Source organism: Synechococcus sp. LA31, from assembly GCF_018502385.1.
Classification (GTDB): Bacteria; Cyanobacteriota; Cyanobacteriia; order PCC-6307; family Cyanobiaceae; genus Vulcanococcus.
Map to the genome: position 1 here is coordinate 2,418,124 of NZ_CP075523.1, position 12,669 is coordinate 2,430,792.

15 protein-coding genes are annotated in these 12,669 nt (G+C 66.0%); 7 read left to right on the forward strand and 8 right to left on the reverse strand.

The window, feature by feature from the left end; all coding sequences use genetic code 11:
• Nucleotides 1-17 precede the first annotated feature (17 nt).
• On the forward strand, nt 18-281 hold the full coding sequence (grxC, locus tag KJJ24_RS13085) for a glutaredoxin 3 (protein WP_214339373.1): 264 nt from the start codon (nt 18-20) through the stop codon (nt 279-281).
• On the forward strand, nt 278-1,273 hold the full coding sequence (gene gshB, locus KJJ24_RS13090) for a glutathione synthase (protein WP_214339375.1): 996 nt from the start codon (nt 278-280) through the stop codon (nt 1,271-1,273). Before grxC ends, gshB begins: the two co-directional genes overlap by 4 nt.
• A 12-nt stretch (nt 1,274-1,285) precedes the next feature.
• Here gshB and KJJ24_RS13095 read toward each other — a convergent pair whose 3' ends face one another.
• The 3 genes from KJJ24_RS13095 to KJJ24_RS13105 are packed head-to-tail and all read right to left on the reverse strand — an operon-like array spanning nt 1,286 to nt 3,888.
• Nucleotides 1,286-1,600 (reverse strand): hypothetical protein, encoded by a 315-nt coding sequence (locus KJJ24_RS13095; RefSeq protein ID WP_214339377.1) that lies wholly within the window; start codon nt 1,598-1,600, stop codon nt 1,286-1,288.
• A gap of 36 nt (nt 1,601-1,636) precedes the next feature.
• The gene (locus KJJ24_RS13100; RefSeq protein WP_214339379.1) at nt 1,637-2,461 is read right to left on the reverse strand and encodes an ion transporter; all 825 of its coding nucleotides are present in this window, start codon (nt 2,459-2,461) and stop codon (nt 1,637-1,639) included.
• Entirely contained in the window at nt 2,458-3,888 is a 1,431-nt protein-coding gene (locus KJJ24_RS13105) for an isochorismate synthase MenF (protein WP_214339380.1), read from the reverse strand. Before KJJ24_RS13105 ends, KJJ24_RS13100 begins: the two co-directional genes overlap by 4 nt.
• A 122-nt stretch (nt 3,889-4,010) precedes the next feature.
• Here KJJ24_RS13105 and menA point away from each other — a divergent pair, with 122 nt between their 5' ends.
• From menA to KJJ24_RS13125, 4 genes are read left to right on the forward strand one after another with little or no spacing between them, the layout of a single operon-like run.
• Nucleotides 4,011-4,874 carry a 2-carboxy-1,4-naphthoquinone phytyltransferase gene (gene menA / locus KJJ24_RS13110; protein ID WP_250545033.1) on the forward strand — a complete coding sequence of 288 codons (864 nt, stop codon included), beginning with the start codon at nt 4,011-4,013 and terminating at the stop codon, nt 4,872-4,874.
• Complete coding sequence (locus KJJ24_RS13115) at nt 4,871-5,848, forward strand: o-succinylbenzoate synthase (RefSeq protein ID WP_214339381.1); 978 nt, start codon at nt 4,871-4,873, stop codon at nt 5,846-5,848. The genes menA and KJJ24_RS13115 overlap by 4 nt, the downstream gene beginning before the upstream one ends.
• Entirely contained in the window at nt 5,830-7,062 is a 1,233-nt protein-coding gene (locus KJJ24_RS13120; protein WP_214339382.1) for an AMP-binding protein, read from the forward strand. The genes KJJ24_RS13115 and KJJ24_RS13120 overlap by 19 nt, the downstream gene beginning before the upstream one ends.
• A gap of 48 nt (nt 7,063-7,110) precedes the next feature.
• Nucleotides 7,111-7,392 (forward strand): TM2 domain-containing protein, encoded by a 282-nt coding sequence (locus KJJ24_RS13125; protein ID WP_214339383.1) that lies wholly within the window; start codon nt 7,111-7,113, stop codon nt 7,390-7,392.
• 162 nt (nt 7,393-7,554) lie between these two features.
• Here the strand turns inward: KJJ24_RS13125 and KJJ24_RS13130 are convergent, their stop codons facing one another.
• The 3 genes from KJJ24_RS13130 to KJJ24_RS13140 are packed head-to-tail and all read right to left on the reverse strand — an operon-like array spanning nt 7,555 to nt 9,602.
• Nucleotides 7,555-8,004 carry a thioesterase family protein gene (locus KJJ24_RS13130; RefSeq protein ID WP_214339384.1) on the reverse strand — a complete coding sequence of 150 codons (450 nt, stop codon included), beginning with the start codon at nt 8,002-8,004 and terminating at the stop codon, nt 7,555-7,557.
• The gene (locus tag KJJ24_RS13135) at nt 8,001-8,366 is read right to left on the reverse strand and encodes a DUF2752 domain-containing protein (RefSeq protein ID WP_250544789.1); all 366 of its coding nucleotides are present in this window, start codon (nt 8,364-8,366) and stop codon (nt 8,001-8,003) included. The genes KJJ24_RS13130 and KJJ24_RS13135 overlap by 4 nt, the downstream gene beginning before the upstream one ends.
• 51 nt (nt 8,367-8,417) lie before the next feature.
• Nucleotides 8,418-9,602 (reverse strand): NAD(P)H-quinone oxidoreductase subunit H, encoded by a 1,185-nt coding sequence (locus KJJ24_RS13140; protein ID WP_214339385.1) that lies wholly within the window; start codon nt 9,600-9,602, stop codon nt 8,418-8,420.
• A 125-nt stretch (nt 9,603-9,727) separates the two neighbouring features.
• Between KJJ24_RS13140 and rsmH the strand changes: the two genes are divergently transcribed.
• Nucleotides 9,728-10,582 (forward strand): 16S rRNA (cytosine(1402)-N(4))-methyltransferase RsmH, encoded by an 855-nt coding sequence (gene rsmH / locus KJJ24_RS13145; RefSeq protein WP_371811809.1) that lies wholly within the window; start codon nt 9,728-9,730, stop codon nt 10,580-10,582.
• 64 nt (nt 10,583-10,646) lie between these two features.
• On the opposite strand, the gene KJJ24_RS13150 is transcribed toward rsmH, so the two are convergent.
• Nucleotides 10,647-11,417, reverse strand: a complete 771-nt coding sequence (locus KJJ24_RS13150) for a hypothetical protein (RefSeq protein ID WP_214339386.1) — start codon at nt 11,415-11,417, stop codon at nt 10,647-10,649.
• Between the two features lie 89 nt (nt 11,418-11,506).
• Complete coding sequence (locus KJJ24_RS13155) at nt 11,507-12,655, reverse strand: cysteine desulfurase family protein (protein WP_214339388.1); 1,149 nt, start codon at nt 12,653-12,655, stop codon at nt 11,507-11,509.
• Nucleotides 12,656-12,669 lie beyond the last annotated feature (14 nt).

Below are 12,669 nucleotides of genomic sequence, written 5' to 3' on the forward strand. Positions count from 1 at the left end.
CACCGAAGAGCGCCCTGATGGCGAACGTTGAGATCTACACCTGGCGTGCCTGTCCGTTTTGCGTTCGGGCGAAAGGGCTGCTGGATCGCAAGGGTGTGACCTACACCGAATACGCCATCGACGGTGATGAAGCAGCCCGGGCTGAGATGGCAGCCAAGAGCGGCGGCCGGCGCAGCGTGCCGCAGACCTTCATTAACGGTCAGCACGTGGGCGGCTGCGACGACCTGCATGCCCTGGAGCGCAGCGGTCAGCTCGATGCGCTGCTTGGAGCGGCCGCTTGAGCCTGATTGACCGTGGGCGTGAGCCCCAGTTGTTTGTGATCGATCCGATCGCACAACTTCGCCCCACCAAGGATTCCAGTGTTGCGCTGATGCAGGCGGCCCAGAGGGCTGGTCAGCAGGTGTGGGTGTGCACGCCGGCTCAGTTGGCAGTGCGCGGCAGCGATCAGGCCCATGAGCCGATGGTGCTGGCCCAGCCCATTCGGCTGGCCGATATCCGACCAACCGAGAGCGGTTGGGAACTGCCTGAACCCTGGTTTGAGGCGGAGCCATCGCGTTGGCTGCCGCTCACGGCCTTCCCGCGGGTGTGGATGCGCAAAGACCCCCCCGTTGATGAGGCCTACCTCTACGCCACCCATTTGCTCGAGCTGGCAGAGCGCCAGGGGGTGCGCGTGCTCAATCGCCCCGCTTCACTGCGGGCCTGGAATGAGAAGCTCGGCGCCCTTCGCTGGAGCCATCTGATGGCGGCCAGCGTGGTGGGCAGCAACGTTGAGCACCTGGCTGCCTTTGCCGCCGACCATGGAGAGGTGGTGCTGAAGCCCCTGGGCGGCAGGGCCGGTCAGGGTGTGGTGCGCAGCCATGCCGGCGCCCCTGGCTTCAAAGCGCTGTTGGAGCTGGTCACCAACCAGCAATCTCTGCCGGTGATGGTGCAGGCGTTTCTGCCGGCGGTCACGGCCGGCGACAAGCGCATCCTCCTGGTCAACGGTGAGCCCCTGGGTGCAGTGAACCGCAAACCGGCCCCCGGAGAATTCCGGAGCAACTTGGCGGTTGGCGGAGAGCCGGAAGCCACCGAGCTGAGCGATCAGGAACGCCGTATTTGCGCGGAACTGGCCCCGGCGCTTCAGGCGGAGGGGCTGTTTTTCGTGGGGATCGATGTGATCGGCGGCCGCCTCAGCGAGATCAACGTGACCAGCCCCACAGGTGTGCGCGAAGTGGAGCGCTTGGGGGGCATCGCCCTGGCGGATCACACGATGTCGCGCCTGTTGGCGGCCTGAGTCGAGCCCGATTCAGCGTTGTTTGGCTCGCAGCGCCAGCAGCCCCAGGCTGAATCCGGCGGGTGAGAGCCCCAGGGCGAAGGCCATTCCGCACTGAAGGGTGTAATCAGGTAAGCCAGTGGGTTGATCGCTGAATAGTGGTGCGCTGACGAGCGCCGCGGCGGCGAAGGTCAGCGCAAACCCCAGGAGCGCCAGGCCCAGGAACATCAGGGGATTGCGCCGGTTGCGCCGGGCCTTGAAGACGAGGAACCCAGCGATGCTGGCCGCGGCGATGGCCAGGCCGATCACAGCGCCGAATAGGCCGCTGAGCACTAGGACGAGCCCCATGAGGTTTGCGGATCCGGCTCGCGCCTGGTGTTGGGTTTAGTGCTTGGTGAGGTCCGCACCACAGTGCGGACAGGGGTTGGTGTTGGATGGGCGCCTCTGGCGTTGCGCCTCCTGCAGGCTGGCGGTCACGATCCCTGTTGGCACCGCAATGATGCTGTATCCCAGCAGCATCACCAGGGAGGCCACGAAGCGGCCCAGGGTGGTCACCGGGGCGACATCGCCGTAGCCCACGGTGGTGATCGTGACGATCGCCCAGTAGATCCCCACCGGGATGCTGGTGAAGCCGCTGCGCTCACCCTCGATCACATACATCAGCGTGCCGATCAGCACCACCAGGGCCACGATCGTGAGCAGAAACACGCTGATCTTGCGCCGGCTGGCGATCAGGGCCTGGCGCAGCACCTCCGCCTCATCGAGGTAGGAGCCCAGCTTGAGGATCCTGAACACCCGCAGCAGCCGCAGCACCCGCACGATCAGCAATGACTGAGCGGCAGGAATGCCCAAGGTGAGCAGCGGCGGCAGGCTCGACACCAGATCCACCAGCCCGAAGAAGCTGCGGGCGTAGCGCCAGGGCTGGTTGCTGCAGAGCAAGCGCAGCAGATATTCCAGGCTGAACAGAGCGGAGAACAGCAGCTCGCACGGCTCAAACAGCAGGCGGTACTGGCCCCGGAGGCGTGGATCGCTTTCCAGGGCCACCAGAACCACACTGAGCAGAATCCCGATCAGCAGGGCCAGATCAAAGCGGCGGCCTGCTGGGGTATCGGCTTCAAAGATGATCCGCTCCAGCTTCTGGCGTCCCACCCAACGGCGGATCGCCAGGGCTAACACCACGAGCCCGGCCAGAAGTCCGACAGACGTCACGGCTGGCTGGCGTGCCCCACGCAGGGCAGATCCAGTTGTTGTTGGAGCACGCCCAGCTTCAGGGCCACTTCGGCAAGCTCCCGCTCCACAGCAGAACCGCACACCAGTCCAGCGCCGGCGGTGAGCTCCAGCCGCTGGCCTTGCAGGCTGCCGCTGCGGATCGCGACCCGTAGTTCGGTGTCACCTTCGCTATCGATCCAGCCAATGGGTGCGGCGTAGTGGCCGCGTTCAAAGGGCTCGAGGCTGCGCAGCGCGGCCATGGCCTGGCGTCGCGGCAGACCTGCTACCGCGGGTGTGGGGTGCAGCGCGGCCGCGATCGCGAGCGGCAGCTGATCGCCCAGCGGGCTGGTGATAGGAGTGTGCAGATGAACCAGCTGGCCGTGGCGCGCCAGTCTTGGGTGGCGGGGCCGCCGCGGGCTCAGGCCCGCCTCTTGCAGCACCGATGTGATGGCTTCTACGACCAGTTCGTGCTCACGGCGGTCTTTGTCTGAGTGGAGCAGCTGCTCTGCATCTGTGTCCACTGGTGCGGTGCCAGCCAGGGCATCGCTGCGCAACTGGCCCTGACGCACGGTGAGCAACCGCTCTGGTGAGGCGCCGACCAAGGCGGATCCGCTGGCCTGCTGCCAGAGGAAACGGCAGCTGCCGGGTTGGCGTTGGCGCAGTTGTGCCAGCAGCTGTAGCGGATCAAGCGGTTGGGCTAGGTGCAACTGCTGGCGCACCGCCAGCACCAACTTGCGCAGCTCTCCGCCCTCCACCAGGTCCAGGCCCCGCTCCACCACGGAGCGATAGCCCTCCTGCCAAGCGGAGCTGCGCAGGATGGCGGGCCCGGGGGCATCGCCTTGCTGGGCCGAGGGATCAGCTGGTAGAGCCGTCAGGCGTTGGGCCTGCTCCCAGAGCTCTTCCGCCAGGGAGCGGGCGCTCACGTCGCCGCCGAGGGTGCGCTGCAGCCGCAGCCAGCAGTGCCGCCCCTGGCGACTCAGCTGCCAGCGGGGCAGGACGGCCTGCACTCCGGGCACGCCATCACCCTCTTGCAGAGGGCTGTCGAAAAAAGAAAAGGCCAGTAGCACCCGCGGCCTCGCCAGCGGCGGGCAGGGTTGCGGGGCCGCCAGGCGCCCCAGGCTCACGGCGCTGAAGCGTTGGGCGAGTTCAAAGCGGCGCGGGCCACTCAGGTCCAGGCTGTTGCAGCGGCCGCTGGCGGCCAGACAGAGCCCCGGGGCGCTGTCCCACAGGAACCGAAAGCGCTCGCCCTGTTCCAGCTGGCTCAGCAGAGCCATCGGATCGCGGCCCGCCAGCGGAATCGCCAGGCTGAGCACGCCATCTCCCTCCAGCAGGCGGGCGCCATCGGAGGCAGCCGCCAGCAGATCGCTGAAGCTGGTTGTGACGCTGGATGGAGCCTGCACCCGAAGCGGGCAGAAGCGGCTGCTCAAATGTATGGGCCTTGCAGCGTCGCCAGTTGCCCCTGCCCGCGTCCGAGCCTCAGGTCGTCGCAAGCCTTCATGCCGATCCGGCTCAGCGGCGCCGGCTGTGGAAGGCCGCCATCAAATGGCCGATGTACTCGGTGGCGATGATGCCGGTGCTGCTGGCAGCCGGTTGGCGGGCTGGGCAGGGTTTGTCGGTGCGACTGGATCAGTTGCTGCTGTTTCTCTTGGCGGCGGTGTTGCTGCTGGCCTGGGAAAACCTCGCCAACGATGTGTTCGATGCCGATACGGGTGTGGACACCCAAGGCAAACCCCATTCGGTTGTGAATCTCACCGGCCGGCGCGATCGCGTCTCACTGCTGGCCAACGGTGCGTTGCTGCTGGGGCTGCTCTTGATGGCTGTGGTGGCGCTGCGCAGTAGCTCTGCCGTACTCGCCCTCGTGCTCGCTTGCTGCGGTATTGGCTATGCCTACCAAGGCCCACCGCTGCGCCTGGGTTATCGCGGCCTGGGCGAGCCCCTTTGCTGGATCGCCTTTGGCCCCCTGGCTACTGCAGCGGCCCTGCTGGCTTTGGCGCCTGCTGGAACAGGGGTGGTGCCCTGGTGGGCAGCGTTGCAGCTGGGCAGTGGCCCGGCCGTGGCTACCACGTTGGTGCTGTTCTGCTCTCACTTCCATCAGGTGGAGGAAGACGCCGCCCACGGCAAGCGTTCGCCGGTGGTGCGCCTGGGCACCGGGGCGGCCGCAGCGTTGATCCCTTGGTTTGTGGCGGCTGCGCTGGCCCTGGAGTGGGCGCCGGTGCTGGTGCACCAATGGCCGCTCACGGCCCTGCTGGGTGCCATTGGGGTCCCGCCCGCCCAGGCGCTGATCCGCTTGCTTCGCCAGCACCACCGGGCGCCGGAGCGGATCGTGGCCAGCAAGTTTTTGGCGTTGCGGTTTCAGGCCCTCAATGGCCTTGGTCTGGCGGCAGGCTTGGCCTTGGGCCGCTGGCTGGGATGAGCGCCGAGGGCCTGCTGCAGCTGAGCTGGCGCCCCTATCGCTTTGTGCTGCCCCGCAGCTTGATCACCAGTCGTGGGGATCTGGTGGTGCGCAGCGGTTGGCTGCTGCGGCTGGTCGGTGCGGATGCGGCACCCGCCTGGGGGGAGGTGGCCGCACCGTTGCTGCAGCCACCCGATCCCGCCTTGGCCGCGGCTGTGGCTGCATTGCCGGCTGAGCTCGAGCGTGAGGCGCTGGAGCAGCGGCTCCTGCAGCTGCCGATGCCGTTGGCGTGTGGGTTGGGGATGGCCCTGGCCGAACTGGATGGCTTGGGTTCGGCGGCTCACGGTGGTTGGCGTCAAGCTCCGCCTTCCGCTTGGTTGTTGCCAGCTGGAGCAGCCGCTCTCGCTGTGCTCGATCAGGTGCTCAATGCTGATGGGTGTTCATTCGCCTTCAAGTGGAAGGTGGCGGCTTTGGCCGATGGCCTGGAGCGGGAGCTGTTGGAGGCGCTCCTGCAACGTTTGCCCGCTTCTGCGCGATTGCGCCTGGATGCCAATGGTGGCTGGAACCGGCTTACGGCCAGCCGCTGGGCTGATCGCCTCAGCCAAGACGGACGGCTCGACTGGTTGGAGCAGCCCCTCCCTGCTGCAGACCTGGAAGGGTTGCAGGCGGTGGCGGCCCGGCTGCCGGTGGCCCTAGATGAATCACTGCCACTGCTCTCCTCCCAGCAGTGGCAGGCCTGGCGGGGATGGCTGGTGCGCAGGCCCCTGCAGGAGGGCGATCCTCGCCCCCTGCTGCAGGCGCTGCAGGCTGGGGTGCCGCGCCAGATGATCAGCACAGCCTTTGAAACCGGCATTGGCCGCCGCTTCGTGGAGCATCTCGCTGCGCTGCAGGCAGATGGGCCGACCCCCTGCGCCCCTGGCCTGGCTCCAGGCTGGCGCCCGGAGGGAGCCTTGTTTGCCACAGATCCCGAACGGGTGTGGGAGGCCGCGCTGTGAGCAAGCCGTTGCTCCTGCTGGCTGATGGCGATCGCCGCACCTTGGCGACAAGGCTGGAGCAGGCCTGGCGCGATGGCTGCACCACGGCGATCACCACGCCGCAGGAGGCCGCGTTGCTGGCGGCGGCACTTCCCGCTGAGGTGGATCCGGCTTGGGGTGCGGCGGTGGTGCTGGGAACGGGCGGCAGCAGCGGCGGACGGCGCTGGTGCCTGCAGCCCCTGGCGCATCTGCAGCTGGCCGTGGATGCCACAGCCCACTGGCTACGCGAAATACACCTCGATCCGGCCAGGCTGGAGCTGTTCAATCCCTTGCCGTTGCAGCATGTGAGCGGCTTGATGCCGCTGCTGCGGGCTCGCCGTTGGGGTGCTGTGCTGCATTGGCTCTCGCCCGAGCAAATGCGCCAGCCGGAGTGCTTGCCACCTGCCCAGGGTGAGGCCGTGATCTCGCTGGTGCCCATTCAGCTGCAGCGCTTACTGGAGAGCCAGGCAGGTCAGCGCTGGCTGGCGGACTTCAGCGTGATTTGGGTGGGCGGAGCTGCGTTGCCTGCGGCATTAGCCCAGCAGTGCCGGCGGCTGGGGCTGCGGCTGGCTCCTTGTTATGGCAGCACTGAAACGGGCGCGATGGTGGCAGCACTGGCGCCTCACCAGTTTCTGGCGGGAACCGCCGGCTGCGGCCATCCCATGCCCCATGCCCAGCTGCGTCTCGATTCCAGCAGCGGTGCCTTGCAGATCAAGGCGCCAAGCCTTGGTTTGGGTTGTCTGCAGGCAGGCCAGCTTCAGCCCTTGCCGCTTCACCAGGGCTGGTGGAGCAGTGGTGATCGTGCCAGGCTCACAGCGGATGGCTGGCACCTGGAGGGCCGCCTCGATGGCGCCATTCAGAGCGGGGCTGAAACCGTGTTCCCCGACCAGGTGGAGCAGCGCCTGCTGGCCTTGAGCCGCTCGGTGTCTCTGCCGTTGGCGGAGTTGCTGCTGCTGCCGGAGCCCGATCCATTGTGGGGGGAGCGCCTGGTGGCGCTGGTGAAACCGGCAGCTGTTGGGGCCGATGCTGCACAGGATCTTTTGGCTGCTCTGGCCGCCTTGGCTCTGGAGCTCCCCCCCAGCCAGCGGCCGCGGCGATGGCTGCTCTGCCCTGCCCTGGAGCGCACGGCCTTGGGGAAATGGGAGCGGGGCCGGTGGCGCGGTTGGCTGGTGTCACAGGCTGCAGCAACTCCCTGACAAGGTCCGGCATCGCCGCTAGAGCGGGTGGGAATGGATCACCGGTGGATGAGCAACAGCGATTGGAGTGCTCTTGACCTCACCGAGGTGAGCAACAAGAAGCTGGCGGCGGGGCTATTGGGAATTTTTCTCGGATCCTTTGGGATCCATAAATTCGTGCTCGGCTACACCAAGGCGGGTTTGATCATGCTGCTGCTCACCGTGCTCACCTGCGGTGTTGCAGGGTTTGTGATGGGTGTGATCGGTTTAATTGAGGGAATTATCTATCTCACTCAAACGCCCCAAGAGTTCAAGGCCACTTACCTCGAGGGTCGCAAGGAGTGGTTCTGAGGGTGGCACAGGGTCGCCGGTTCGCCGTGCTGTTGTTGGTGTTGGCGGCTGGGATGAGTGCAACCGTTAGCCATGGCAGTGTTCAGGCCGGCTTTCATCCCTTTGCACTGTTGGCATCGCTGTTGCCGCTGCAGTTGGCTGCTCTGTTGTGGTGTTTGGCGTCTACAGGGGCTTCACCCCGCCTTGCAGCGATGAGGCCTCCAGCCAGCGATTGATGGAGGCGGGCAGTTCTCGGCGCACGCGTTCCTGGCTGCTGATGGCCAGATGCCGGGTGAGTGCTGTGGCTGCCGGAGCGCCATCGCTGCTGAAGCGATAGCTCACTTCAAAGCAGCCAGGATTCAGTCGCCGAGGTTCCAGCGCGATCGCCAGTGGATCACCGCACACCAGGGGCCGCAGGAAATCGGCATTGCAATGCACGATCGGAAGTGCCACCTCCAGGCAAACACCAGGACCCGGAAAGATTTCCGCAGGTGGAATGCCGAAACGCTCCAAGCTTTCCTCGTAGGCCTCGTGGCACCAGTGCAAGAGCTGCGGAAAGTGCATGACGCCGGCGGCATCGGTGTCGCCGAAGCGCACGGTGCGGCAGAGCAGCAGCCAGGTGTCGGGGTTCATGGCGCAGTCGCGGAGGGGAAGGCGGCTATCCCTTGCCAACTGAGGGCTAGCCGCAGGGCCCAGTAGGCGAGCAGGGTGGCGAGGCCCCAGCTCAGGATTGAGGGCTTCGGCGGCCGGGGCAGAAGCGCACCAGTGCGAAGCGCCGTGATCGACCACCAAAGCAGGGCTGCAGCCATCAGCGGACCGAAGGCATGCAACTGGAGCGAGCCGGCCAGATCACCGCTCAGTGCTGCACTGGTGGCACGGCTCAAAAAGCAGGTGGGGCAGGGAACGCCGGTGAGTGCCCGCAGCGGGCACGACCAACCTGGCAGCGCCGGATGGAGCCCCTTCAGCCACAGGTAGCCCGTCAGGCTGAGCGGCACTAAAACGCCAGCGTGATGAAGTCGGCGAAGGAAGCGATTCAGAGCCGCTGATCAGCGATCCACAGAGCCCATGATCACGTCGATCGAGCCCAGGATCGCCATGATGTCGGCCACCTTCGCTCCCTTGAGGATGTGGGGCAGGATCTGAAGGTTGTTGAAATCGGCAGCGCGGATCTTGAAGCGCCAGGGGGTCACGTCGTCGTTGCCCTGGATGAACACGCCGATCTCCCCCTTGCCCGATTCCAGGCGGGTGTAAAGCTCACCGCCGGGAATCTTGAAGGTGGGGGCAACCTTCTTGGCCACGATCTGATAATCGAAGCCGGCGAATTCGCTGGTTTTGCCCTCCGCCATGCGGCGGGCTTCCAGCTGCTCGGTGGGGCCGCCCGGGATCATGGCGCAGGCCTGGCGCAAGATCTTGAGCGATTCGCGCATTTCCTGAACGCGCACCCGGTAGCGCGCAAAGCAGTCGCCCTCCTTCTCCGACACCACATCCCAGTCGAAGTCGTCGTAGCACTCGTAGTGATCAACCTTGCGCAGATCCCAGGGCACGCCTGAAGCGCGCAGCATCGGGCCGGAGAGACTCCAGTTGATCGCCTGCTCGCGCGTGATCACACCCAGACCTTCAATGCGCTTGCGGAAGATCGGGTTGTTGGTGATCAGCTTTTCGTATTCATCAATCTTCGGCCCGAACCAATCGCAGAAGTCGAGGCATTTCTCCAGCCAGCCGTAGGGCAGATCTGCTGCTACACCGCCGATGCGGAAGTAGTTGTTGTTGATTAGGCGCTGGCCAGTGGCCGCTTCCCAGAGGTCGTAAATCATCTCCCGCTCGCGGAAGATGTAGAAGAACGGCGTCTGGGCACCCACATCCGCCAGGAAGGGGCCAAGCCAGAGCAGGTGGTTGGCGATGCGGTTGAGCTCCAGCATCAACACGCGGATGTAGCTGGCGCGCTTCGGCACCGGCACGTTGGCGAGGCGCTCGGGCGCATTCACCACGATCGCTTCGTAAAACATGCCGGCCGCATAGTCCATGCGGCTCACGTAGGGCACGAACATCACGTTCGTGCGGTTCTCGGCAATCTTCTCCATGCCGCGGTGTAGGTAGCCGATCACCGGCTCGCAATCCACCACGTCTTCGCCGTCGAGGGTCACCACCAGCCGCAGCACCCCGTGCATGGAGGGGTGATGCGGGCCGAAGTTGACCACCATCGGCTCCGTGCGCGTTTCCAGCTGCGTCATGGGGCCGATGAAGATGGGCTCGTTGGCGGGATCTTAGGAAGGAAGGGCCGCTGCTTCTGCCACCACGCTTGGGCGATTCGCCGGATCCTTCCACCTTTGCTCACGTTCCGGTGCTGGCGGAGCCCGTGCTGGCTGGGTTCGCGGAGCTCGATCGCCTGCTCGATCAGCACAGCAAGGCTGCCCTGATCGACTGCACCCTTGGTGGGGGTGGCCACAGTGCGCTGCTGCTGGAAGCTCATCCACGCCTGCGGCTCATCGGTCTGGATCAAGACCCCACCGCCCGTGCCGCAGCCGCTGAGCGTCTGGCCCCCTTCGGTGATCGCGTGCAGATCGTGGCCACCAACTTTGCTGATTACTCCCCCGTGGAGCCTGTTGTGGCGGTGCTGGCGGACCTTGGGGTGAGCAGTCCCCAGTTGGATGTGGCGGAGCGGGGCTTCAGCTTCCGCCACGATGGCCCTCTCGACATGCGGATGAATCCTGCTGCCGGTGAAACCGTGGCGGAGCTGATCGAGCGGCTCGAGGAAACGGAGCTGGCGGATCTGATCTATGCCTATGGCGAGGAGCGCCTCTCCCGCCGCATTGCCCGGCGCCTCAAGCACGATCTGGCCGAGCAGGGCTCCTACAGCGGCACCGCTGCGCTGGCCTATGCAGTGGCTGGTTGTTATCCACCCAAAGCCCGACGCGGCCGCATTCATCCCGCAACCCGCACCTTCCAGGCCCTTCGCATCGCGGTGAACGACGAGCTCGGCGTGCTCGATCGTTTGCTGGAGGCTGCTCCCGACTGGCTGCTGCCGGGCGGGCTTTTCGGTGTGATCAGCTTCCATTCGCTCGAAGATCGCCGCGTTAAGACCGCCTTTGTGAGCGATGAGCGGTTGCAGCGGATCACCCGTAAGGCCGTGCAGGCCACCGCCGAGGAAGAATCCCTCAACCCCCGCAGCCGTAGTGCGCGGTTGCGCCTTGCGCGCCGCCGCGACGCGTGAACCCCCATGCAGCGCTCGCGCCCGCTTTTCGCGCAGCGCTATCGCTGCCGGCAGCCAGCCCGGCTCAGCCGTTGCTGAGGATGCCTGTGTGGTCTTGGCTGCCGAACAGTTGGCGGTAGGCGGCGGTGCTGATGCAGATCACCACCGGAACGATCACAAACAGTCCGCCGTAGCTGAACAGGGCGGCTATGGCGTGGATCACGCTCTCCACGATGCCCAGCCAGAGCACAACCCACCAGCTGGGGTTCACGCCATTCACGCCTGCCTGGATGGTTTCCACCGGACGCTTCACGCCAAACAGCGAGAGCTGCAGCAGAAACTTCTGGCTAATCAGGAACCACACGTAGAAGACGCCGAACACCACCACTGGGATCACGGTGAGGGTGGTGTTGAGTGCGTTCAGGCCCGTGCCGATCAGCGCTGCGAGTGCGCCCACGACAGCCAGCACGATGGTCAACAGGATTCCGGAACCAAGCAGGCGACTACTTGCGGCCCCATCCCAGCGGGTGAAGTTGCGGAAGGATGGCCGCTGACCATCCAGGCTCATCCAGGCACCACGGGTGATGCCCACCATGCCCCAAAGGCCCACGATCACGTAGCCAATCACGCCCACCACCACGGCGATGCCGGCGGCTACGGGGTGCAGGAAGGGCAGTTCACCGCCCTTCAGTCGCAGCAGGCCACCCACGAGCAGCGCCCCGAAGGGCACCAGGATCAGCGTTACCAACACCTGGAACAGCAGGAAGGGCCAGGGAGCACGGCAGAAGGCTTGCCAGCCGTCTTCCACGGCGCGCAACACCTGCAACTTGTTGGTGCCGGGGGTCGGCAAGCTCATCAGTCATCGGCAAGTGCCCGGAAGGTAGCGATTGCTGCAGTCCCCGCCCAGCTTTTGTCGTGATTGATGGGCAAATTGAACCTGTGGCGTCAGAGCTGCCGTGCCTCGGTGATGGCGTGTTCGAGGGCAGCCACTGCGGCGTTGATCTCCGCGCTGGTGGTGTGGCGCCCAAGGCCGAATCGGATGGCTGCAGCCGCCTGTTGGCGGCTCAGCCCGAGGGCCTGCAGCACGTGGGAGGGCTGGCCGCTGCTGCAGGCCGAGCCGCTGCTCACCGCCAGCACGGGACGCAGGGCCCGCTGCAGTTGAGCGCCATCGAGGCCTTCAATCCAGAGGTTGAGGTTGTGGGCCAGGCGCGGAGCGGCGGCACCATTGCGGTGAACCCCCCCCAGTGCCGCCAGGCGCTGCCACAGACGATCGCGCAGGGCCTCAAGCCGCTGAGCCCGCGCCTCTCGATCGTTGAGCGCTAGCTCCAGCGCCTTGGCCAGTCCCACGATCAGCGGCACCGGCAAGCTGCCAGCCCGCAGACCCTGCTCCTGGCCGCCACCGTGGAGTTGCGGCGCCACCTGCACCCCCGGCGCAATCCAAAGGGCTCCGATGCCTTTGGGGCCATACAGCTTGTGGCCGCTGAAGCTGAGCAGGTCGATGCCCAGGGTCGCTGGCTGCAGAGGGATGTGGCCGATGGCTTGGGCGCCGTCGCAATGGAAGCGGATACCGCGGGCACGGCAGAGCTGGCCGATGGCAGCCAGAGGCTGCAACACGCCGATCTCGTTGTTCGCGGCCATGGTGCTGAGCAGGAGCGTGTCGGGCCGCAAGCTGGCCTGCAGGCGTTCCAGATCCACCAGCCCATCGGCTTGCACGGGGAGGAGCGTGAGCTCGAAGCCATGGCGGCTGAGGTAATGGAGCGGATCGAGCACGGCCCGATGCTCGGTGGCCAGGGCCACCAGGTGGCGCCGCTGGCCTCCGGCCTGCAGTTCTGCTTCCGCGAGCCCCTTGAGCGCCAGGTTGTTGGCCTCTGTGGCGCCGCTGGTGAAGACCACCCCTGCCGGCTCCACGCCCAGCCCTCTCGCGATCTGCGTGCGGGCCTGCTCCACGGCCGCGGCTGCCAGCAGGCCTGGTCGGTGGCTGCGGCTGGCGGGGTTGGCGAACTGATCGCTCCACCAAGGCTCCATCGCCGCCACCACCGCCGGCTCACACGGCGTGGTGGCTTGATGGTCGAGGTAGATGACGGGATCAGCCATTCCCGCCCATGCTG

What these genes read in the sequence shown, in the direction of transcription:
- grxC (WP_214339373.1), top strand. Translation starts at nt 18, where the DNA reads ATGGCGAACGTTGAGATCTACACCTGGCGTGCCTGTCCGTTTTGCGTT.
- KJJ24_RS13095 (WP_214339377.1), bottom strand. Translation starts at nt 1,600, where the DNA reads ATGGGGCTCGTCCTAGTGCTCAGCGGCCTATTCGGCGCTGTGATCGGC.
- menA (WP_250545033.1), top strand. Translation starts at nt 4,011, where the DNA reads ATGTACTCGGTGGCGATGATGCCGGTGCTGCTGGCAGCCGGTTGGCGG.
- KJJ24_RS13115 (WP_214339381.1), top strand. Translation starts at nt 4,871, where the DNA reads ATGAGCGCCGAGGGCCTGCTGCAGCTGAGCTGGCGCCCCTATCGCTTT.
- KJJ24_RS13125 (WP_214339383.1), top strand. Translation starts at nt 7,111, where the DNA reads ATGAGCAACAGCGATTGGAGTGCTCTTGACCTCACCGAGGTGAGCAAC.
- KJJ24_RS13130 (WP_214339384.1), bottom strand. Translation starts at nt 8,004, where the DNA reads ATGAACCCCGACACCTGGCTGCTGCTCTGCCGCACCGTGCGCTTCGGC.
- KJJ24_RS13140 (WP_214339385.1), bottom strand. Translation starts at nt 9,602, where the DNA reads ATGACGCAGCTGGAAACGCGCACGGAGCCGATGGTGGTCAACTTCGGC.
- KJJ24_RS13150 (WP_214339386.1), bottom strand. Translation starts at nt 11,417, where the DNA reads ATGAGCTTGCCGACCCCCGGCACCAACAAGTTGCAGGTGTTGCGCGCC.
- KJJ24_RS13155 (WP_214339388.1), bottom strand. Translation starts at nt 12,655, where the DNA reads ATGGCTGATCCCGTCATCTACCTCGACCATCAAGCCACCACGCCGTGT.